At 64.6% G+C, this 21,785-nt stretch carries 17 protein-coding genes; 11 read left to right on the top strand and 6 right to left on the bottom strand.

Annotated elements, in window-relative coordinates:
- The first annotated feature begins 7 nt into the window (after positions 1–7).
- The 3 genes from odhB to lpdA are packed head-to-tail and all read left to right on the top strand — an operon-like array spanning position 8 to position 3,066.
- Positions 8–1,240, top strand: coding sequence for a 2-oxoglutarate dehydrogenase complex dihydrolipoyllysine-residue succinyltransferase (odhB, locus tag DQG18_RS02120; RefSeq protein WP_116652558.1), 1,233 nt, complete (start codon positions 8–10; stop codon positions 1,238–1,240).
- Positions 1,241–1,251: 11 nt separating this feature from the next.
- Positions 1,252–1,644 (top strand): MAPEG family protein, encoded by a 393-nt coding sequence (locus tag DQG18_RS02125; RefSeq protein ID WP_116652559.1) that lies wholly within the window; start codon positions 1,252–1,254, stop codon positions 1,642–1,644.
- A gap of 15 nt (positions 1,645–1,659) precedes the next feature.
- Positions 1,660–3,066, top strand: a complete 1,407-nt coding sequence (gene lpdA, locus DQG18_RS02130; RefSeq protein ID WP_116652560.1) for a dihydrolipoyl dehydrogenase — start codon at positions 1,660–1,662, stop codon at positions 3,064–3,066.
- Positions 3,067–3,551: 485 nt separating this feature from the next.
- On the opposite strand, the gene DQG18_RS02135 is transcribed toward lpdA, so the two are convergent.
- From DQG18_RS02135 to DQG18_RS02145, 3 genes are read right to left on the bottom strand one after another with little or no spacing between them, the layout of a single operon-like run.
- Positions 3,552–4,943, bottom strand: a complete 1,392-nt coding sequence (locus DQG18_RS02135; protein ID WP_116652561.1) for a hypothetical protein — start codon at positions 4,941–4,943, stop codon at positions 3,552–3,554.
- Positions 4,944–4,953: 10 nt separating this feature from the next.
- A complete protein-coding gene (locus DQG18_RS02140) occupies positions 4,954–5,928 on the bottom strand; it encodes a DMT family transporter (RefSeq protein WP_116652562.1) in 975 nt (324 codons plus the stop codon).
- A 48-nt stretch (positions 5,929–5,976) separates the two neighbouring features.
- Positions 5,977–6,906: a tyrosine recombinase XerC gene (locus DQG18_RS02145; RefSeq protein ID WP_116652563.1), complete on the bottom strand. Its 930-nt coding sequence runs from the start codon at positions 6,904–6,906 to the stop codon at positions 5,977–5,979.
- A gap of 325 nt (positions 6,907–7,231) precedes the next feature.
- Here DQG18_RS02145 and DQG18_RS02150 point away from each other — a divergent pair, with 325 nt between their 5' ends.
- The 8 genes from DQG18_RS02150 to DQG18_RS02185 all read left to right on the top strand — a co-directional run bounded on the left by DQG18_RS02150 (position 7,232) and on the right by DQG18_RS02185 (position 19,115).
- On the top strand, positions 7,232–9,403 hold the full coding sequence (locus DQG18_RS02150; protein ID WP_116652564.1) for a primosomal protein N': 2,172 nt from the start codon (positions 7,232–7,234) through the stop codon (positions 9,401–9,403).
- Between the two features lie 225 nt (positions 9,404–9,628).
- Positions 9,629–10,189 carry a F0F1 ATP synthase subunit delta gene (locus DQG18_RS02155; RefSeq protein WP_116652795.1) on the top strand — a complete coding sequence of 187 codons (561 nt, stop codon included), beginning with the start codon at positions 9,629–9,631 and terminating at the stop codon, positions 10,187–10,189.
- Entirely contained in the window at positions 10,189–11,724 is a 1,536-nt protein-coding gene (gene atpA / locus DQG18_RS02160; RefSeq protein ID WP_116652565.1) for a F0F1 ATP synthase subunit alpha, read from the top strand. Before DQG18_RS02155 ends, atpA begins: the two co-directional genes overlap by 1 nt.
- A 39-nt stretch (positions 11,725–11,763) precedes the next feature.
- On the top strand, positions 11,764–12,642 hold the full coding sequence (locus tag DQG18_RS02165) for a F0F1 ATP synthase subunit gamma (protein ID WP_116652566.1): 879 nt from the start codon (positions 11,764–11,766) through the stop codon (positions 12,640–12,642).
- A 78-nt stretch (positions 12,643–12,720) separates the two neighbouring features.
- Entirely contained in the window at positions 12,721–14,160 is a 1,440-nt protein-coding gene (atpD, locus tag DQG18_RS02170; RefSeq protein WP_116652567.1) for a F0F1 ATP synthase subunit beta, read from the top strand.
- Between the two features lie 16 nt (positions 14,161–14,176).
- On the top strand, positions 14,177–14,599 hold the full coding sequence (locus DQG18_RS02175) for a F0F1 ATP synthase subunit epsilon (RefSeq protein WP_116652568.1): 423 nt from the start codon (positions 14,177–14,179) through the stop codon (positions 14,597–14,599).
- Positions 14,600–14,775: 176 nt separating this feature from the next.
- Positions 14,776–16,842 carry a methyl-accepting chemotaxis protein gene (locus DQG18_RS02180; protein ID WP_245958334.1) on the top strand — a complete coding sequence of 689 codons (2,067 nt, stop codon included), beginning with the start codon at positions 14,776–14,778 and terminating at the stop codon, positions 16,840–16,842.
- A 278-nt stretch (positions 16,843–17,120) separates the two neighbouring features.
- The gene (locus tag DQG18_RS02185; protein WP_245958335.1) at positions 17,121–19,115 is read left to right on the top strand and encodes a methyl-accepting chemotaxis protein; all 1,995 of its coding nucleotides are present in this window, start codon (positions 17,121–17,123) and stop codon (positions 19,113–19,115) included.
- Between the two features lie 219 nt (positions 19,116–19,334).
- Here DQG18_RS02185 and DQG18_RS02190 read toward each other — a convergent pair whose 3' ends face one another.
- Genes DQG18_RS02190 through DQG18_RS02200 form a run of 3 tightly spaced genes read right to left on the bottom strand, consistent with a single transcriptional unit; the run spans position 19,335 to position 21,785 of the window.
- Positions 19,335–20,021: an aspartate/glutamate racemase family protein gene (locus DQG18_RS02190; RefSeq protein ID WP_116652569.1), complete on the bottom strand. Its 687-nt coding sequence runs from the start codon at positions 20,019–20,021 to the stop codon at positions 19,335–19,337.
- The gene (locus DQG18_RS02195; protein ID WP_116652570.1) at positions 20,018–20,566 is read right to left on the bottom strand and encodes an RNA pyrophosphohydrolase; all 549 of its coding nucleotides are present in this window, start codon (positions 20,564–20,566) and stop codon (positions 20,018–20,020) included. Before DQG18_RS02195 ends, DQG18_RS02190 begins: the two co-directional genes overlap by 4 nt.
- A gap of 52 nt (positions 20,567–20,618) precedes the next feature.
- Positions 20,619–21,785 carry a divergent polysaccharide deacetylase family protein gene (locus DQG18_RS02200; protein ID WP_116652571.1) on the bottom strand — a complete coding sequence of 389 codons (1,167 nt, stop codon included), beginning with the start codon at positions 21,783–21,785 and terminating at the stop codon, positions 20,619–20,621.

Genomic DNA, 21,785 nt, shown 5'->3' on the forward strand with positions numbered 1-21,785 from the left:
CTTAGAGATGTCCACCGAAGTCCGCGTTCCGACCCTGGGGGAAAGCGTTACCGAAGCCACGATCGGGCAATGGTTCAAGAAGGTGGGCGACGCGGTCGCCGCCGACGAGCCGATTGTCGAGCTTGAGACCGATAAGGTGACCATCGAGGTTCCCGCACCCGTCTCGGGCACGCTGGAGGCCATTTCGGTCAATGAGGGCGACACCGTTGAGGTCGGCGCGCTGATCGCGGCGATCGCCGCGGGGGCCGCGCCCGCCAAGACGGCGGAAAAGCCCGCCGAAGCGCCCAAGGCTGAAGAAGCCCCCAAACCAGCGCCCGCCGCTGCCGCCCCGGCCCCCGCGAGGACCGAAATGCCCCCCGCACCCTCGGCCGCCAAGCTCGCCGCGGAAAAGAGCATCGATGCCGCCGAGGTCGCGGGCTCGGGCAAGCGCGGGCAAGTGCTCAAGGAAGATGTGCTCAAGGCGCTCGACAGGACGCCATCGGCACCCGCCGCCGCCCCGGCCCCTGCCGCGGCGCGCGCGCCCTCGCCGGGCGATGATGCGGGACGCGAGGAGCGGGTCAAGATGACCCGGCTGCGCCAGACGATCGCCAGGCGCCTGAAGGACGCCCAGAACACCGCCGCCATGCTCACCACCTTCAACGAGGTGGACATGAAGCCGGTGATGGACCTGCGGGCCTCCTACAAGGAGCTGTTCGAAAAAAAGCACGGGGTCAAGCTGGGCTTCATGGGCTTTTTCACAAAAGCCATCGTCCATGCGCTCAAGGAAATCCCGGCGGTCAACGCCGAGATCGACGGCACCGACATCATCTACAAGAATTTCGCCCATATCGGGGTGGCGGTGGGGACCGACAAGGGCCTCGTCGTGCCGGTGGTGCGCGATGCCGACCAGATGACCATCGCCGAGATCGAAAAGGAAGTCGCCCGGCTCGGACGCGCGGCGCGCGACGGCCAGCTTTCGATGGCCGACATGGCGGGCGGCACCTTCACCATCTCCAATGGCGGGGTCTATGGCTCGCTGATGTCGACCCCGATCCTCAACGCGCCGCAATCGGGCATTCTGGGGATGCACAAGATCCAGGAGCGGCCCGTGGTCGTCGACGGGCAGATCGCTATCCGTCCCATGATGTATCTGGCGCTCTCCTACGACCACCGGATCGTCGACGGCAAGGAAGCGGTGACGTTCCTCGTGCGCGTCAAGGAGAGTCTTGAAGATCCGCAGCGGCTGGTGCTCGATCTTTAGGGAGCCGGGCAATGGCGTTGGAGCTGTCGCTGCTGGTCTGGTCGGTGGTCCTGCTGTTCGTCCATATCGGATCGCAGGGCGTCCTTTTGACCCGCGAGCACGGCAGCCGGTACAATGCCGGCCCGCGTGACGAGGAGCGCGCGCCGGGCATGTTTGGCGGCAGGGCCGAGCGGGCGCTGCGCAACTTCCTTGAAACCTGGCCCGCCTTTATCGCGCTGGCGCTCGTGTGCGGGGTGACCGGCACGTCCAACGGTCTTACCCAGACGGGCGCCGCGCTCTATCTGGGGTTCCGTCTCGTTTATCTTCCGCTCTACATTTTCGGGGTCACCAACATCCGCTCGCTCGCCTTTGTGGGCGCATGCCTTGGACTGGCGCTGATGGCAGCGGGATTGTTGCTCTTTTAAAAAGGATACAGCCCAATGGCCGACACATTCGATCTCACCATCATCGGTTCCGGACCGGGGGGCTATGTGTGCGCGGTGCGCGCGGCCCAGCTCGGGATGAAGGTCGCCATCGTCGAGAAGTGGCCCAATTTCGGGGGCACGTGCCTCAATATCGGCTGCATCCCCTCCAAGGCGCTGCTGCACGTTTCAGAGCTTTACGAGGAAGCGGGACACAGTTTCCCCCAGCTCGGCATCGATGTGGGCACGCCGAGGATCAATCTTGAGGGCATGATGGCCCACAAGGACGATGTGGTGAAGTCCAACACCTCCGGGATCGAATATCTTTTCAAGAAGAACAAGGTCACGGCGTTTCGCGGCACGGGCACGATCTCCGCGCCCGGCAAGGTCACGGTGACCGCCGAGGATGGCGGGGTGACCGAGATCGCAACCAAAAACATCGTCATTGCGACGGGATCGGTATCGGCCAACCTGCCGGGCATCGAGATCGACGAGGAACGCATCGTCACCTCGACCGGCGCGCTCGAGCTTTCAAAGGTGCCCGGCCATCTGCTGGTGATCGGGGCCGGGGTGATCGGGCTCGAACTCGGGTCGGTCTGGGCGCGGCTGGGCGCAAAGGTGACGGTGGTTGAATATCTCGATCGCATCCTGCCGGGCATGGACGGGGAGGTGGCCAAGCAGTTCCAGCGCATGCTCACCAAGCAGGGCTTCGCGTTCAGGCTCGCCACCAAGGTTTCGGGCATCGAAAAGTCCGGCGAAGGCATTGTGGCAACGATCGAGCCGGCTGCTGGCGGCGATGCCGCGCAGATCGAGGCCGACGTGGCGCTCGTTGCGATCGGGCGCCTGCCCTATACGCAAGGGCTGGGGCTCGAGAGCGTGGGGGTCGAACTGGACAAGCGCGGGCGCGTCGTCACCGACAACCGCTACAGCACCAATGTCGAGGGCATCTACGCCATTGGCGACGTCATCGCCGGGCCGATGCTGGCGCACAAGGCCGAGGACGAGGGGATCGCGGTTGCCGAACTGCTGGCCGGGCAGGCCGGGCACGTCAATTACGGCGTCATTCCCGGCGTGGTCTATACCTCGCCCGAGGTCGCCTCGGTCGGCAGGACCGAAGACGAGCTCAAGGCCGAAGGGATCGCCTACAAGGCCGCCAAGTTCCCCTTCACCGCCAATGGCCGCGCCAAGGCGATGCTGGCGACGGACGGCTTCGTCAAGATCCTTGCCGACAAGGCGACCGACCGGGTGCTGGGCTGCCATATCGTGGGCAAGGGCGCGGGCGAGATGATCCACGAGGCCGCCGTGCTGATGGAATTCGGCGGGTCCGCCGAGGATCTGGCGCGCACCTGCCACGCCCACCCCACAATGAGCGAGGCGGTGCGCGAGGCCGCGATGGGGCTCGGGGACGGCTCGATTCATATTTGATCTCACGGCGCGCACCGCTGCGGGCATGACGGCGCTAAAGCCGCGCCTATGCCCTCCGCTGCACCTGCGATGGCGCGCGCGAGACGTCGCGCGGGGTCCTCGGCTTTGCCTCGTCCATATTGATCTTACGGCGTGCACTGCTGCGGGCATGACGCGCGAGGCGCTTGAGCAGATCAGTATTTGACGGAATCGTCGGGGTTCCCGCGGTTGCGGCGGGTTTGGTCTGGACCCCGGGAATAAATCCCGGGGTGACATGGGAGATGGGATGATCCTGCGCGAAACACCATTGTCATTCCGGGACTTGTTCCCGGCAATCCAGTGCGGTCCAACCCCAACCGCCCGGCAGGCCGTTTCCATGTTGAATGCTGCACCTCCGCTGGGGCGCGCAAGCGCGGGGGCCTCGCTGTGCTCGTCCGGACTGCAGCTCAAGAAAAAAAGGCCGCATCGGTGGATGCGGCCTTTTTCGTTGGGTTCGTGTTTGGCGCTCAGGGGGCGTAGGTCACGGTGCCGGCTTCATAGGCCGCGCGGCAGTCGGTTGCGTCGCCCAGAAGGTTGTCGTCGAACAGCTCGAAGGCTCCGCCTCGCCCCTGGAACCGGGGGTCGTCGCACTCGCCGTCATGGGGGTGGCTGCCCGAATCATCGCCGAAATTGATGCGGAAACCATCCGTGGACGCCCCGCTGTCCGCCGTGCTGCCGACCCCGGCGAGATAGACCTCGCCGCTTTCAAACAGCGCGCGGCAATCGGAGGCGTCATGGCCGAGATCGCTATGGATGAGGATCGAATCGGTGCCCGGCCCGGCAAAGCGCGGGTCATCGCACCTGTCGTCATTGGCGTAGTCCGATGCATCGTCTCCAAAATCGATCCCGGTTATGCCCGCAAGGGCCGGGTCGCCATCGACGCCGTTAAAATGGATCTGCCCCTGGGCATAAAGCGCCCGGCAGTCATCGGCGTCGGCCATGCGGTCGGCAAACAGCAGCGTGGTATCGGTGCCCGGGCCGGTAAAACGCGGATCGTCGCACTCCCCGTTATTGGCGTAGTCGCTGGAGTTGTCGCCGAAATCGATGCTGCCGATAAAGGCGGAATCATCGCGCATGGCCGTGGCTTCGTTCTCGCCCGCATAGATCGAGGGGTCGGCTTCATACGCCTCGCGGCAGTCGGTGGCATCGGCATGGGCGTGGTTCTGGAGCGCGCCGCCAAAACGCGGATCGTCGCATTCGCCGTCATTGGCCCAATGGCCCGAATCGTCGCCGAAATCGATATCGCCGGACAGAGCGCTACCGCCATCATCGCCGCTCTCGCTCGTATAGATCGAGGGATCGGCCTCGTAAGCGGCGCGGCAGTCGGTGGCGTCGGCATATTCATGGCTCGTGAGCGCCCCCCCGAAGCGGGGATCGTCGCATTCGCCGTCATTGGCCCAGGAACCGGTATCCGCGCCAAAATCGATGCTGGCCGAGGGGGCGGAGCCGAGATATTCGACGCGCCCGCCCTCATATGCCTCGCGGCAATCGGTGGCGTCGGCAAGAACGTGGCTTTCGAGCGAACCGCCGAAACGCGGGTCGTCGCATTCTCCGTCATTGGCCCAATTGCCCGAATCGTCGCCGAAATCGATCTCGGAACTGGGCTGGACGGCGCCGCTGATGGTGATCGCGCCGTCGAAGATGACCTCGCCGGCCTCGTAGGCGGTGCGGCAGTCGGTAGCGTCGGCCATGCGGTGGCTGTCGACCGTGCCGCCGAAGCGCGGATCGTCGCACTCCCCGTCATTGGCCCACCGGCCTGAATCATCGCCGAAATCGATATCCTGGGCCAGTGCCGGGAAGGATAAAAGGAGCGAAAGCGCCATGGTGGCGCTGCCAAGAATTGCACCCGTCTTTTTCATTGTGGTTCCCTCACGCTGCGGGGTTCTGGGCAACCGCCCGGTGCCGCGTGAGACGAGTGAACAGCAAAATTCCGCAGATTACCAGTACCGTTCCAACGCCATGATAGGGGGTGAAGGGCTCGTTGAGAATGACGACCGCCAGAACGATGGTGAGGATGGGGGAGATATTGCCGAAAATGGCGGTGCGCTCGGGCCCGATGCGGCCGATGGCGGCGGCGATCATCAGGACGGGCAACACAGTCGCGATGGCGGCAAGGCCGATCAGCATCAAAAGGGTCGCCGGCTCGATGGCCAGCGCGGTGAGGGGGTGGGTGAAAAGGAAATGGGCAAAGATCGTGCCCCCCGCCGCCGTCATGGCGATGCCGGTGAAAAGCGCCGAGCCGAGCGCATCGATCGCCGATTTGGCAAAGAGCTGATAGAGCGCATAGGCGAGCGCCGCCCCAAGCACCAGCAGCGTGCCGGTCAGGACGTTATCGCCTTCGATCGTCAAATCATGGGCAAAGATAATGGCGATGCCCGCATAAGCCAGAAGCGCGGCGGCCACAGCGCCAGCGGAGAGCCTGCGCCCGAACAGCACGGCGCCCAGAATCAACACCATGAAGGGGTAGGTGAGCAGCGCCAGGCGGTTGAGCTGGGCGGAAATGAAAGAGAGGGCGGCGAAATCGAGATAGCTCGCGCCATAATAGCCGACGATGCCGACCCCGATGGCGACCAGGACGGCGCGTACCGGCACCGGCGTGCCGCCATGTTTTCCCCGGCCCCGCCTCCGGGCGGCAAGGCCCGACCAGCCCAGCACCATGAAGGCGGGGGTTGCAAGGACCATGCGCCAGGTGAGGATGGTGAGGGCGTCGAGCCCGTCGGCGAGCACCAGTTTGACGAAAATGCCCTTGGTCGCGAAAAAGCCGGCGCCGAGCGCGGCAAGAACGAGACCGATGGTTTCGTTGCGGGACGTGGCGGCAAAGGGGGAAGCGATGGGGGCGGTCATGGTGCGGCGGACCTTATACCCGCGCGGGTTGGGCCGCCATCGTCAATTTCAGCTTCGTGGGTGTGCCTTGGCGTAAGCCTCGAGCAGCCGTTCGGTGTCGACATGGGTGTAGATCTGGGTGGTCGAGAGCGAGGCGTGGCCCAAAAGCTCCTGGATGGCCCTGAGATCGCCGCCCCGGCCCAGCAGATGGGTGGCAAAGGAGTGGCGCAGGGCGTGGGGGGTGGCCGAGGCGGGAAGCCCGAGCGCGCTGCGCAGGGCTTGGAGCCGAATCTGGACGAGACGGGGCGAGAGAGGCCCGCCCTTGACGCCCCGGAACATGGGTTCGCTGGCCGAGAGTGCGAAGGGGCAGAGCTTCAGATATTGGGTGATCGCATCCCGTACCGCCGCAATGAGCGGGACGAGCCGGACGCGGCCGCCCTTGCCGACAACCCGCAGGCTTTGCCCGTCGAGATCGCGCCGGGTGAGCGCGAGCGCTTCGGAAATGCGCAGGCCCGCGCCGTAACAGAGCGCGATGACCGCCGTGTCGCGCGCGGCGACCCACGGGCGCTCTTCCAGATTATCGACCGTATCGATGGCTGATTTGGCTTCCGTGACGGTCAATGCCTTGGGGAGCGTCGCGGGGCGTTTGGGGGTGCGGATGACCGAGAGCGCTTCGAGGGCCATGACGCCGTTGCGTTCGAGATGGGCAAAGAACGACTTGATGCCCGAAAGCCCGCGCGCCAGAGACGATGACCCAATCCCGTCCCGGCGGCGGGCGGCGAGAAAGGCGCGCAAATCGGCGGCGCGCAAATCCTTGAGATCGGAGAGATCGACGGTCCCGCCGATATGGCCGGACAGGAAGGCCATCAACTGGTCGAGATCGCGGGTATAGGCCTCGACGGTTTTGGGGGAGAGGCGGCGGATGGCGGACAGCTCGGCAAGCCAGCCGGCGCGCAGGCGTTTGAGCGTATCGGAAAGGGCGAAGCCGGTGTCGGTCATGGGGCGAAGGATAGCGCGGAGGGGTTTAAAAAGCGACAATCGGCCCTGTGGCCTTGGGCGTAAGAAAGCGCGGAGCTTTTGGAAAGATCGCTGTACCCCTCATCCGACCCGGCTTCGCCGGGCCACCTTCTCCCGCAAGGGGAGAAGGGGATTCCGTGGATATATCGGCTCTTGAGTTCCCCTTTCTCCCCCTTTGAGGAAGAGGTGTTGGGGGTGACGGGTAATGCCGTGCTAGCCGGAAGCTTGAACGGCACCGGGTGACGAAAGGCTGGCCGAATCGCGATTGCGGTCTATTTTGTTGTTTTGGTCCTTCAGTGGATGTTGGATGTTCGAGCCCGGTTCCATCGTTGCCGTCATGGTCGCCGTCGCGGTGGATGCGCCCTATTCCTATCGGGTGCCCGAGGGGATGGCGGTGATGCGCGGATCGATCGTCGTCGTACCGCTCGGGCCGCGCCCCACGCTGGGGGTGGTTTGGGGGGCGCCCAAGGACAATTTTGCCCATAACCGATTGAAGGATATCGCGCATCGTTTCGATCTCCCCCCGCTCCCCGAGGAGCTTTTAAAGACCGTTGACTGGGTGGCGCGCTATACGCTGGCCCAGCCGGGAATGGTTTTGCGCGGGGCGCTGAGGAGCCGGGAGGCGCTCGATCCGCCGCGGCCGGTAATTGCGTTGCGGCGCACCGGGCACGTGCCCGAAAGGCTGACGGCTGCGCGGGCGCGGGTGCTCGACATGTTCGAGGGCGAGGACCGGCCATGGGCGAGGACGGCGCTGGTGGGCGCCTCGGGGGTCTCGCCGTCGGTGGTCGACGGGCTGGTCAAGGCTGGCGCCCTCGAGGCGGTGGAGCTGCCCGCCCCACCACCGGTCCTTGCGCCCGAGCCCGATTTCGCGCCCGCGACGCTTTCGGACGATCAGCAGACGGGGCTCGATGCGATCAGGGCGCACGACAAGGGGGGGGTCTCGGTGGCGCTCATCGACGGGATCACCGGATCGGGCAAGACAGAAGTGTTCTTCGAGAGCGTTGCCGATGCGTTGCGCGCCGGAAAGCAGGTGGGGATCATCCTGCCCGAAATCGCGCTGACCCATACGTTTCTCGACCGCTTCGAGAAGCGCTTCGGGCACCGGGCCGCCGAATGGCATTCGGAAATGACCCCGGTGCAGCGCGCGCGCGTCTGGCGCGGGGTGCTGCTGGGGGAGGTGCGCGCGGTGATCGGCGCGCGCTCGGCGCTGTTCCTGCCGTTCCGGGAACTGGGGCTTTTGGTGCTCGATGAGGAGCATGACGGGGCCTTCAAGCAGGCCGACCGCGTCAACTATCACGGGCGCGACATGGCGGTGGTGCGGGCCTCGCTGGCCGATGCGCGGGTGATCCTTTCATCGGCCACCCCCTCGATCGAAAGCCGGTACAACGCCGATCAGGGTCGCTATGCCCATATAAGGCTCGAAAGCCGGTTTGCCGACGCGGCGCTCCCCGATGTCTCGGCAATCGACATGCGCGAGGAAGGCCCCGAAAAAGGCCAGTGGATCGCGCCGCGCCTCGCGCGTGCCGTCTTCGATGCGCTCGACAGGGGCGAGCAGGCGCTGCTGTTTCTCAACCGGCGCGGCTATGCGCCCCTGACGCTGTGCCGGGCGTGCGGGCACCAGTACCAGTGCCCTGAATGCTCGACATGGCTGGTCGAGCACCGGTTCCGTGGCGTCTTGATGTGCCACCATTGCGGCCATGAGGAGCGGGCGCCCGAGGCGTGCGGGGCGTGCGGGGCCACCGATTCGCTGGTGGCGGTGGGGCCGGGGATCGAGCGGGTGGCCGAGGAGGTGGCCGAACGGTTCCCCGGGGCGCGGGCGGTGGTGCTCTCCTCGGACATGGGCACGATGAGCCAGATCCGCGAGCGGTTCTCCGAGATCGCGCGTGGGGATTACGATATCATCATCGGCACCCAGCTCGTTGCCAAGGGCCACCATTTCGAGAAACTTTCGCTCGTGGGCGTGGTCGATGCCGATCTGGGGCTGGCGCATGGCGATCCGCGCGCGGCGGAAAAGACCTTCCAGATCCTGACCCAAGTGACCGGGCGGGCCGGACGGGCGAGCCGCTCGGGCAAGGCGCTCTTGCAAACCTACCATCCCGAACACGCGGTGATGCGGGCGATGATCGCAGGCGACCGCGAGGGGTTCTACGCCCATGAGCTCAAGGTGCGCAAGGACGGTATGCTGCCCCCTTTCGGGCGGCTGGCGGCGCTGATCGTTTCGGGTAACGAGCACGGTGAAACCATGGGTTATGCGCGGGCGCTGATGGCGGCGGCCCCGCTCGCCGCGGAGGTGAGGCGCTTCGGGCCGGCCGATGCGCCCGTGGCCATGGTGAGGGGCCGGCACCGGGTGCGGATTCTCGTGCAGTCGCCCAAGGGGTTCGACCTTTCGGGCTATGTGCGTTTCTGGCTCGAAAACGCCAATCCGGCACGGGGGAATTTGCGGGTTCAGGTCGATATCGATCCGGTGAGCTTTTATTGAGCGGGCCCAATGCGACATTTGCGCCGCCTCAATTTGGCCCTCTTGGGATTGCGTGGCCATTTTGGGCATGATAAGGCCAGCCCCGGATCGCAAGGCTGCATCCGGCTCGTGCCGCCGGCGAGGTTTTGGGTCAGCAAGAGTTGTTCGTGCCCGTCACGCATTCACCACCGGCCATCCGGTCCATTATGTTGAATGATGCGACGGCAAAAAGCGGGGTTTGAGGGCTTGAGCGCTACACAGTCTGTTCTGACCGGAATCGCACGCCCTTATGCGGCGGCGCTGTTCGAGCTGGCCAGCGACGCCAAGGCGGTCGAGGCGACCGAAAAGAGCCTCGATGCCCTTTCGGGTCTGATCGCGTCATCGGACGATTTCAGCCGGTTCCTCAAGAGCCCCGCCATTTCGACCGAGGACAAGCGCGACGCGCTCGAAGCCCTTCTCCAAAAGGCCGGTCTTGCCGATCTGGTGGCCAATACGCTCAGGCTGGTGGCAAGGAACGGACGGCTTTTCGTGCTGCCCGCGATCATTTCCGCCTTCAAGGGGCTGGCCGCCGCGGCGCGCAACGAGGTTGCCGCCGATGTCGTTTCGGCGACCAGGCTGACGGCCGCCCAGGAAAAGGAGCTTGCCAAGGTCCTCAAGGCAAAGCTCGGCAAGGACGTGACGCTCAGGACACATGTCGATGAAAGTCTTATCGGGGGCCTTGTGGTCAAGGTCGGCTCGCAGATGATCGACACTTCGCTCAAGACAAAACTTTCGGCCATGAAGATCGCCATGAAAGGGATCAGCTAATGGATATCAAGGCTGCGGAAATTTCCGCGATCCTCAAAGACCAGATCAAGGATTTCGGCAAGGAAGCACAGGTTTCCGAAGTCGGTCAGGTGCTTTCGGTCGGCGACGGTATCGCGCGCGTTTATGGGCTGGACAACGTCCAGGCCGGTGAGCTTGTCGAATTCCCCGGCGGCATCAAGGGCATGGCGCTGAACCTTGAAACCGACAATGTCGGTATCGTCATCTTCGGCGCCGACCGCGACATCAAGGAAGGCGATGTCGTCAAGCGCACCGGCGCGATCGTCGATACCCCGGTCGGCAAGGGCCTTCTGGGCCGCGTCGTCGACGGGCTGGGCAATCCGATCGACGGCAAGGGGCCGATCGAATATACCGAGCGCCGCCGCGTGGACGTCAAGGCGCCGGGCATCCTGCCGCGCAAGTCGGTGCACGAGCCGATGTCGACGGGCCTCAAGGCCATCGACGCGCTGATCCCCATCGGGCGCGGCCAGCGCGAACTGGTGATCGGCGACCGCCAGACCGGCAAGACCGCGGTCATTCTCGACACCTTTTTGAACCAGAAGCCCGCGCACCAGTCCGGTGCCTCGGAAAGCGACAAGCTCTACTGCATCTATGTGGCCGTGGGGCAGAAGCGCTCGACCGTCGCCCAGTTCGTCAAGATGCTCGAGGACAATGGCGCGCTCGAATATTCGATCGTGGTTGCCGCGACCGCTTCCGATCCCGCGCCCATGCAGTTTCTCGCCCCGTTCACCGGCTGCGCGATCGGCGAATATTTCCGCGACAACGGCATGCACGCCGTGATCGCCTATGACGACCTTTCCAAGCAGGCCGTGGCCTATCGCCAGATGAGCCTCTTGCTGCGCCGCCCGCCCGGGCGCGAAGCCTATCCGGGCGACGTCTTTTATCTCCATTCGCGCCTGCTCGAACGGGCCGCAAAGCTCAATGAGGACCACGGGCTCGGGTCGCTGACCGCGTTGCCGGTCATCGAGACGCAGGCCAACGACGTCTCGGCCTATATTCCCACCAACGTGATCTCGATCACCGACGGCCAGATCTTCCTTGAGACGAACCTGTTCTTCCAGGGCATCCGCCCGGCGGTGAACGTGGGTCTTTCGGTGTCGCGCGTGGGCGGTTCGGCCCAGATCAAGGCGATGAAGCAGGTGGCCGGTTCGATCAAGGGCGAGCTCAGCCAGTATCGCGAAATGGCGGCCTTCGCCCAGTTCGGCTCGGACCTCGATGCGGCGACCCAGCGTCTGCTCAATCGCGGCGCGCGCCTCACTGAACTGCTGAAGCAGCCCCAGTTCTCGCCATTGAAGACCGAGGAACAGGTCGCGGTGATCTTTGCGGGCGTGAACGGATATCTCGACGACCTGCCCGTGCGTGGCGTCGGCCCGTTCGAGAAGGCGCTTCTGGGCGTCCTGCGCTCCAAGCATGCCGACCTTCTGGGCGACATCGCAAAGGAAAAGGCGATTTCCGACAGCATCAGGGAGCGGCTGGTGGCTGCGCTCGATGCGTTCAAGAAGACCTACGCGGCCTGAACGGGTCGATCCACGTCCGACAAGGAGCATTGAGGCACGATGCCCTCATTGAAAGACCTGAAAAACCGGATCGCCTCGGTCAAGTCGACCCAGAAGATCACCAAGGCCATGCAGATGGTCGCGGCGGCCAAGCTCCGGCGGGCGCAGAACGCGGCGGAAGCCGCGCGCCCCTATGCCGAACGCATGGAAGGGGTGCTGGCCGGGCTGGCATCGGCCTATCAGGGCCGCGAAGGCGCCCCCGCGCTTCTGGCCGGGACCGGCAAGAGCGACACCCATCTTCTGGTGGTGGCGACCGGCGAGCGCGGGTTGGCCGGCGGGTTCAATTCCTCGATCGCAAGGCTGGCGCGCGAAACGGCGGCACGGCTGATTTCGGAAGGCAAGACGGTCAAGATCCTGAGCGTGGGCAAGAAGGGCGCCGATATTCTGAAGCGCTCGTTCGAAAAGAACATGCTCGATACGATCTCGCTGCGCGAGGTCAGGCAGATCGGCTATGGCACCGCCCAGGAGATCGGGGAAAAACTGCTTGCGATGTACGCGGCGGGTGAATTCGACGTCGCGACGCTCTTTTACGCCGAGTTCAAATCGGTGGTGTCCCAGGTGCCGACCGCCCAGCAGCTCATCCCTGCCCAGTTCAAGGCGGGTGAGGGGGAAGCCGGGCTTGCCAGGAACTACGAATACGAGCCGGACGAGGACGCGATTCTCACCGATCTGTTGCCGCGCAATGTGAGCGTCCAGATTTTCCGTGCGCTTCTGGAAAACAACGCCTCGTTCTTCGGCGCCCAGATGAGCGCCATGGACAACGCAACGCGCAACGCCGGCGAGATGATCGACAAGCTGACGCTGTCCTACAATCGCCAGCGTCAGGCCCAGATCACCAAGGAACTGATCGAAATCATTTCGGGCGCCGAGGCGCTCTAACGTATCGAGTTGTCGCGTTTCCAAGCCGAAAAAGTGAAACCCGCTTTTTGGAAACGCTCCAGATAAGGACAGAACACCATGGCAGACAAGAAAATCGGCCGCGTTACGCAGATTACAGGCGCCGTCGTGGACGTCACCTTCGACGATCACCTGCCCGCCATCCTCAACGCGCTGGAGGTGGACAACAACGGCAACCGGCTCGTGCTCGAAGTCGCCCAGCATCTGGGTGAGAACACGGTGCGCACCATCGCCATGGACACGACCGAGGGCCTGGCGCGCGGCGTTGCGGTCACCGACACCGGCGATTCGATTTCGGTGCCGGTGGGCGATGAAACGCTCGGGCGCATCATGAACGTCATCGGCGAGCCGATCGACGAGGCCGGCCCGGTCAAGACCGCCGGGCGCAGCGGCATCCACCAGGACGCCCCGCCCTTCGTCGACCAGTCCTCGGAAGCCCAGATCCTGGTCACCGGCATCAAGGTGGTGGATCTGCTCGCCCCTTACGCCCGTGGCGGCAAGATCGGCCTTTTCGGTGGCGCCGGCGTCGGCAAGACCGTTCTGATCCAGGAACTGATCAATAACGTTGCCAAGGCCCATGGCGGGTATTCGGTGTTTGCCGGTGTGGGCGAACGCACCCGCGAGGGGAACGACCTTTATTACGAAATGATCGAATCGGGGGTGAACAAGGACCCCAAGGAGAATAACGGATCGACCGAGGGGTCCAAATGCGCGCTGGTCTTCGGGCAGATGAACGAGCCCCCGGGAGCCCGTGCCCGCGTGGCGCTGACCGGGCTGACCGTTGCCGAGCATTTCCGCGATCAGGGCCAGGACGTGCTGTTCTTTGTCGACAACATCTTCCGGTTCACCCAGGCCGGTTCGGAAGTGTCGGCGCTTCTGGGCCGCATTCCCTCGGCGGTGGGTTATCAGCCGACGCTGGCCACCGATATGGGCGCACTCCAGGAACGCATCACGACGACCAACAAGGGGTCGATCACCTCGGTGCAGGCCATTTACGTGCCGGCGGACGACCTGACCGACCCGGCGCCGGCGACCTCGTTCGCGCACCTTGACGCGACGACGACGCTCAACCGTTCGATCGCCGAAAAGGGCATCTATCCGGCTGTGGACCCGCTCGATTCGAGCTCGCGCATGCTCGATGCCTCGATCGTGGGCGAAGAACACTATAACGTCGCCCGTTCGGTGCAGGAGATCCTGCAGCGCTACAAGTCGCTTCAGGACATCATCGCGATCCTGGGGATGGACGAGTTGTCCGAAGAGGACAAGCTGACCGTGGCGCGCGCGCGAAAGATCGAGCGTTTCATGAGCCAGCCCTTCCACGTCGCGGAAGCCTTTACCGGCGCGCCGGGCATCTATGTGGAACTCGAGGACACCATCAAGGCCTTCAAGGGGCTGGTGGCCGGTGAATACGACCACCTGCCCGAGCAGGCCTTCTATATGGTCGGCACCATCGAGGATGCGGTCAAGAAGGCCCAGAAGCTGGCCGCGGAAGCGGCTTGATTGAAGGATTGAGTTGATGGCCGATGGCGTCAAAGTCGAAATCGTTTCGCCCGAAGCGCTGGTTCTGAGCGCCGAGGCCCGTTCGGTCACCGTACCGGGGGCCGAGGGCTACATGACGGTGCTGGGCGAGCATGCGCCGGTGATGACCGTGCTCCGGCCCGGGTTCGTTACCGTCACCGATGGCGCCGGGACGGCCACGCGGTATTTCGTGGCCGGCGGATTTGCCGACATTTCCGACGACGGCGTGGCGATCCTTGCCGAAGAGGCAAGGCCGGCCGACGCGTTCGGCCGCGCCGAGATCGAGGCGCGCATCAGCGCAGGACAGGCCGCGCTCGATGCTGCCTCGACCCCGGAAGAAAAGATGGCGGCACAAACCGCGCTCGACACCTGGAAGAATCTTCTGCTCGAAGCCGGAACGGCGGGTGCGACGGCGCACTGAGCCCAAGCTCTCCGCGTTGCAATATTGATGAAAGAGGGCGCTCGTGGCGGCGCCCTTTTTTATTTGCCGGTTCTGGATAATGAAAAAACCGGCAACCTTCACTTAAACATATTTGCGTAGTGTGGCGGCAATCTCCTTGAGGGGGGCACGGCATTTTGTCGATAGGAGCTACACAAATGCAGGGGCTTGCCAGCAAATTCTTTGGTCGCATCCGGATGACGACCATGATCGCCGCGACGGTGGTCGCCGGCGTCGTTCTTTCGGTTGGAGCGGTCTGCGTGGCCGTTTACATCAACCTGTCGGCCAATTCGGACAATGTCGCGATCGCGACCCAGAAATCCAATATCCGCACCGCCACGACCATTCTGGGCGGCATGGGCGGCATCCAGGTCGAATGGACCGAGGACGGGGATGTGGGCTCGATCGGCACCTGGGTGATGCCACGGTTTTACAATCACGACCTCACCGATTCGATTGCCCGGGTGACGGGGGAGGTCGCCGCGGTGTTCGCCTGGAACCCGGAAACCGAGGTTTTCGAGCAGGTAAGCGGTTCGATGACCGATGCCGAAGGCAACCGCGTGCTGTTCGATCCCATTGCGGGCGACAGTGAACTGGCGGCCCGGATCAATGCCGAAGGCGCGATCTATACCAATACCCAGTTCGGCGGCGAACATTATTACTCGGTCTATCAGCCGATCTCCTATCTGTCGGGCAGCGACGTTCTGGGGATACTCTATGTGGGAGTAAGCCAGGACGCCATTACCGCGGTGGTGTCCAACACCATGAACCTTCTGCTTGTGGTGGGGGGCATCGCCATTGTCGTGATCGGCGCGATGGCCATCCTTGCCTCGCGTGCGATTTCGCGTCCGATCCCTGCGTTGTCTGGTGTTATGGGGAAGATTGCGGGCAACGAGTTTGAGGTGGAGGTGCCCTATACCGGGTTTAGTAACGAGGTGGGGGAGATGGCGCGGGCCGTGGAGGTGTTCCGCCAGAACGGGCTGAAGGTGGCGCAGATGACCGAGGCGGAAGCGGCGCGGATCGTGGCCGACGAGGAAGCCCGGCGCAAGATGATGGCCGAGTTGCAGGAATCGTTCGGCGAGGTGGTCGATGCGGCGGTGGCGGGCGATTTCGGCAAAAGGGTCGAGGCCAGCTTCGCCGATGCCGAACTCAACGGGCTGGCCGGCTCGGTCAACGCGCTGGTCGAGACCGTGGATCGCGGGCTGGGCGAAACCGGAACGGTGCTGAGCGCTTTGGCCCAGACCGATCTCACCCGGCGGGTCGAGGGCCATTACGAGGGGGCGTTTGCCCGATTGAAGCACGACACCAACGCGGTGGCCGAAAAGCTCTCCGATATCGTGATGGAGCTGCGCGGCACCTCGGGGGCGCTCAAGACGGCGACGGGGGAGATTCTTTCGGGCGCCAACGATCTGAGTGAACGCACCACGCGCCAGGCGGCAACCATCGAGGAGACCTCGGCGGCCATGGAGCAGTTGGCGGCAACGGTGATGGAGAACGCCAAGCGGGCCCAGGACGCCAGCCAGACGGCGGTGACGGTGACCAGCGCGGCCGAAGAGGGCGGGCAGGTGATGGACGAGGCGACCTCGGCCATGGAGCGGATCACGACGTCTTCGGCCAAGGTGTCCGACATCATCAAGATGATCGACGACATCGCGTTCCAGACCAACCTTCTGGCGCTCAACGCTTCGGTGGAAGCGGCGCGGGCCGGGGAGGCGGGCAAGGGGTTCGCGGTGGTCGCGGTCGAGGTGCGGCGGCTGGCGCAATCGGCGGCGGAAGCCTCTTCGGAGGTCAAGGCGCTGATCGAGCAGTCCTCGCACGAGGTGGATGGCGGGTCACGGCTTGTGGCGCAGGCGGCTGAAAAGCTTGTGGCCATGCTCGAGGCGGCGCGGGCCAACACCGCGCAGATGGAAGAGATCGCGCGCCAGAGCCGCGAGCAGGCGTCCTCGATCGAGGAGGTCAACACCGCGGTGCGGCAGATGGACGAGATGACCCAGCACAACGCGGCGCTGGTTGAAGAGACCAACGCGGCGATCGCCCAGACCGAGGAGCAGGCCAGCGCGCTCGACCGGATTGTGGAGGTCTTCCGGCTCGACGGCCCCGGCACCGCACCCCAGCAGCGGCCCGACCCCGCCCCCTCATCCACCCAGCCAAAGGTCAGGCAGGCCCAGGCCGCCTATCTCAGCCATGGCAGCGCCGCAATCGATGCCGACTGGAGCGAGTTCTGACCTTTCTCCAAAAGGAGAAAAGCCAACGTACAGTCAAGGCCGCCCCCCCCCCGGGGCGGCCTTTTCTCTTGGGCGTGTGCCGGGCGAAGCATGGTTGACGATTTAATAAGTCTTGGCGCGGTAAATTGCGGACAACTCGGTATGTCGCAGGGGATGGCGGCGCGCTGGTTTGGGGCACGGGATGCAGCCGGCGCGGGCCGCTCCCTTTCATCGGAACCCAACGAGCCGACCGGGCGTCGAAGTGGATCGATAACGGGTTTGATGGGTTTTTTTGTCTCATGTTCTCAAAGTTAAGCATTGCCGCACGGGTTTATGGGGCCTTTGGCGGGTTGATTGTCTTGTTGTGCCTGGCCGGGCTGGCCGGGGGCTATGGCGTGCAGCACCTTTCCGGGCTCTTTAACGAATACAGGGCCGCGGCGCGCCAGTCGCTCGAGATCAACGATTACAATCGCGACCTTGCCGCCGCCCAGCGGCTGTCGCTGCAATACCAGCTTACCACCGACGCCGCGGTCGCCGACGAGCTGCTGGTGATGATCGACGACGTTGCGACCTATGACGCGGACGGACTGGCCATGTTCGAGAGCGACCCGGCAATGCTCGAAGGGCTCGACCGCGCGCAGACGGTATCGCTCACCTATCTCGATCTTGCCCGCCAGCTCATTGCCGCCATCGAAACCAACAATGTCATGGTGCGCGTATCGGTCGCCCGCGACATGGACGCGGTGGGCAACGAGCTTCAGGCGATCTATGACGAACTGATGGACCGGGCCAAGGACAACCAGAATGTGATCGGGCCGGTCGCGGCAGCCGATGCCCGGGTCAGCACCATCGCCGTCATCGCCATATCGGGGATCGCGGTGCTGCTCGGGGGGGCGGTGGCGTTCCTGATGGGACGGTGGCTCTCGGGCGCGATCGCGGGGATGACCGCGCTGATGCGGCGGCTGGCTTCGGGCGAGTTCGGTGTCGAGATCGAGGGCACGGACCGCGATCACGAACTGGGACAGATGGCCAAGGCCCTGCAGGTGTTCCGCTCGAACGGCGAGGCCATGGAAGCGGCGGAAGCCGAGCGGCGGATCAATGCCGAAAGGGACGCAAGGCGCGCCGAGATGATGGCGCGATTCCAGACGGCCTTTGATGAGGTGATCGCGGCTTGCGTTGCCGGCGATTTCTCGCGCCGTATCCACGAGGAATTCGGGGATGCCGATATCGACCGGGTGGTCGCCAATTTCAACGCCATGCTTGATACCGTCAATGCCGGTCTTGCCGAAGCGGGGCAGGTGCTGTCGGCGCTGGCGCGGACCGATCTCACCCAGCGCATGGAAGGCGTTTATCAGGGCGCATTCGCCGCCTTGCGGGACGACACCAATCTGGTGGCCGAACGGCTTGGAGAGGTGGTGCGCAAGCTGCAATCGACCTCGCGCGGGTTGAAGACCGCGACGGGGGAGATCCTTGCCGGGGCGAACGATCTTTCCGAGCGCACGACACGCCAGGCGGCGACCATCGAGGAAACCTCGGCGGCCATGGAGCAGCTCGCCTCGACGGTGATGGAAAACGCCAAGCGCGCGCAGGAAGCCAGCCGGACCGCGCTCGCGCTCACCACAGCCGCCGAAGAGGGCGGGCAGGTGATGGACGAGACGACTTCGGCCATGGAGCGGATCACGACGTCTTCGGCAAAAGTGTCCGATATCATCAAGCTGATCGACGATATCGCGTTCCAGACCAACCTTCTGGCGCTCAATGCTTCGGTGGAAGCGGCGCGGGCCGGGGAGGCGGGCAAGGGGTTCGCGGTGGTTGCGGTCGAGGTGCGGCGGCTGGCGCAATCGGCGGCGGAAGCCTCCTCGGAGGTCAAGACATTGATCGAGCAGAGCGCTTCGGAAGTCGATGCGGGCTCGACGCTCGTCGCGCAGGCCGCCGAAAAGCTGGTCACCATGCTCGGTGCGGCTCGGGACAATATGGGGCTGATGGAGGGCATCGCGCGCGAAAGCCACGAGCAGGCCTCGGCGATCGAGGAGGTCAACACCGCGGTGCGCCAGATGGACGAGACGACCCAGCACAACGCGGCGCTGGTCGAAGAGACCAACGCGGCGATCGAGCAGACCGAGGCCGAAGCAAGCCGGCTCGATGCGATCGTTGAAATCTTCAAGCTCGACGCCGGGGCCGTGGCGGCGCAGGCGGTGGCTGAAAAGCCTGCACAGGCAGCGCCCCGGAATGCGCGCAAGGCGTATCTTGCGCATGGCAATGCGGCCGTCGAGGCGGACTGGAGCGAATTTTAGATTGCGTCAGTTTTTGATGGAAGTGGCACATTCCACCAATTGTGAAAGGACCGCTCTGGATTGCCGGCAATAAATACCGGAATGACACTGGTGATTTTGGCAAGCTGTTGCCCAAAACTCCACCGTCACCCCGGTACTTGTTACCGGGGTCCAGAGCACGGTTTCCACAAAGCGTATAGCCTCGGTGCTTCCGTCAAGACCTGAACTGCTCCAGGGGCGTTACGCCAGCGCGGCTGTCACGGCGGCCCTGGCGTGCAGTTCGGTGGTGTCGTAGACCGGCAGGGGGCTGTTGGTCTCGTCGATCAGCATGTTGAGTTCGGTGCAGCCCAGAATGACGGCCTGGGCGCCGTTGGCGCCCAGCCTTTCGATGGCCGACACATAGGTGGCGCGCGAGGGCTCGGTCACGATCCCGCGGCACAATTGCTCGAAGATGATGGCGTCGAGATCGGTGTGGCCGATTTCGGGGACCAGCGGGGTCAGCCCCCGGGCGCGCAAGCGGTCCTTCAAAAAATCCATTTCCATCGTAAAGCGCGTGCCGAGCAGGCCCACCGTTTGCGCGCCATCGGCCAGAAGCGCGTCGGCGACGGGGTCGGCGATGTGGATGAAGCGGCCGGGGACCGCGGCTTCGATCGCCCCGGCGGCGATGTGCATGGTGTTGGTGGCAAGGATGACGATCCCGGCACCTGCCGCCGCAAGGTTTTTGGCGCTCTCAACGAGGATCGTTTCCGCCTTTTCCCATGCGCCCGCCGCCTGCATGGCGGCGATGGGGGCGAAATCGAGCGAATGGATGAGCATGGGCGCCGAATGGAGCCCGCCGCACAGGCGGGCGGTCTCGCGGTTGATGAGGGCGTAATAGCGGGCCGTCGATTCCCAGCTCATCCCGCCGATAAGGCCGATGGTCTTCATGGACGTTCTCCCGCTGCGAGCCGGGCCGGGATATGGCCGAACCCCTTTTGCACCGCGAGATAGGCGGGGCGCTTGAAGGGGACGATGATGTCGTGGACGGTGGAAAAATCGGCCCAGCGCCAGGCATCGAACTCGGGATCGATGGGGCCGGAGCCGGGGGCCTCGAGATCGATCTCGGTTTCCGCCCCGGTCAGGAGAAAGGCGAACCATTTTTGCTGCTGGCCGCGATACCGGCCTTTGAGGGCAAGCCCGAGCGCCTCATCGGGCAAGTCGTAAAAGATCCAGTCATCGATCGCCCCGAGCAGGGAGACCGAGCGCACCGAGGTTTCCTCATAAAGCTCGCGATGGGCGGCGGCGAGCGGATCTTCCCCCGGATCGATGCCGCCTTGCGGCATCTGCCAGGGCTGGTCGACTTCGGACGTATCGGGCCCGGGGGTGAAGATGCGGCGGGCGATGAACACCTCGCCCCCTGGATTGAAGAGCGCAATGCCCACGCAATCGCGATAGGGCAGGGCGTTGCGGAGGGCTTTCTTGTCGGTGCTCATGGCTGGGATCGGGTTAGGAAAAGGAAAAGGAAAAGGAAAAGGAAAAGGCGGTTTATTGGGCCTGGGCGAGCCGGTCGGTCAGGAGCGCGCTTAGTGGCACGAGAAGATAGGCGTTCTCGTCGAGCCCGGCGCTCCATTCGGAAAGGGTGCGGATCGAAACGGGAAGCGCAGAAAGCGTGCCGATGGCCCAGCCGCGTTCGCTCGCCCGGGTTTCGAGCCCGTCAAGCGCTTCGAGAATGGCGCTGCGGGCCGGGTTGGTGTCGAGCGCGGCATCGGCGCGGGCAAAGGGGACGTTGTTGGCGCGGGCCAGTTGCGGGGCAACCGAGCGGTTCGATGTCCCGTCGTCGAGATAGGCAAGCCCGCGGATGCCGAGTTCTTCCATGACGGGAGAAAAATCGGCGGCCGAAGCGGTAAAGCGCGCGCCCATGTGGTTGAGAACGCCCGTATAGCCGCCCATACGGGCCAGGAGCCAGTAGAGCTTTTCAAGATTGTCGCGCGCCGGCTGGTCGGCCAGAAGCGTATGGGGGCCGGGATCGTTCTGGGGATAGTCGAAGGGCTCGAGCGGCAATTCGAGCATGATCTCGTGGCCGCGCCCACGCGCGGCGCCTGCCGTTTCCAACAGCCCGTTGCCATAGGGGGCGAACGCCAGCGTTACGGCGCCCGGGAGGCTATCGATGGCTTCGCGGGTCGTGGTCGCATTGAGCCCGAGCCCGGTGACCACGATGGCGATCAGCTTGCGTCCGCCCGCCGTCTCGGGGGTGATGGCGGGGCGCGCATAGGCCTCGTGGGGCTTGAGACCGTCCGCGCCGATGCGCGGCAGGGGGCCATGCTGGGTCTCCTCGACGAGCTGGGGCAGGGCGCCATGGGTCTCGATGGCGGCGATGTTGCGCTCGATGCGGGTGACCTCGCTGTCGAGCGTGATGAAGGACGGACCTGCCCCGGTCGCGGGGATATCGATTTCCCCGGCGGGAATCTCGCGTCCGACCTCGATGGCGACGGCATTGGGCGAGGCCGTCATGGTGATGGGGGCTTCGGCCACCGGCCGGCCGCCGGTGGGATCGTCGACCAGCGCGATCCAGGCGACTATGCCGGCGGCGGCCAGAACGAACGCGCCAAGCCCGATCCGGCCCCACGGCCACTGGTTCAGTTCCAGCCCGCGCCCTGAGGGGCGGCGCTTGCGCCGCTTCCTGCCAAGGGGGGCGTCCAACTCGTCGGTCAT

The sequence above is a fragment of the Pelagibacterium sediminicola genome (assembly GCF_003390885.1).
In the GTDB taxonomy this organism is placed as follows: Bacteria; Pseudomonadota; Alphaproteobacteria; order Rhizobiales; family Devosiaceae; genus Pelagibacterium; species Pelagibacterium sediminicola.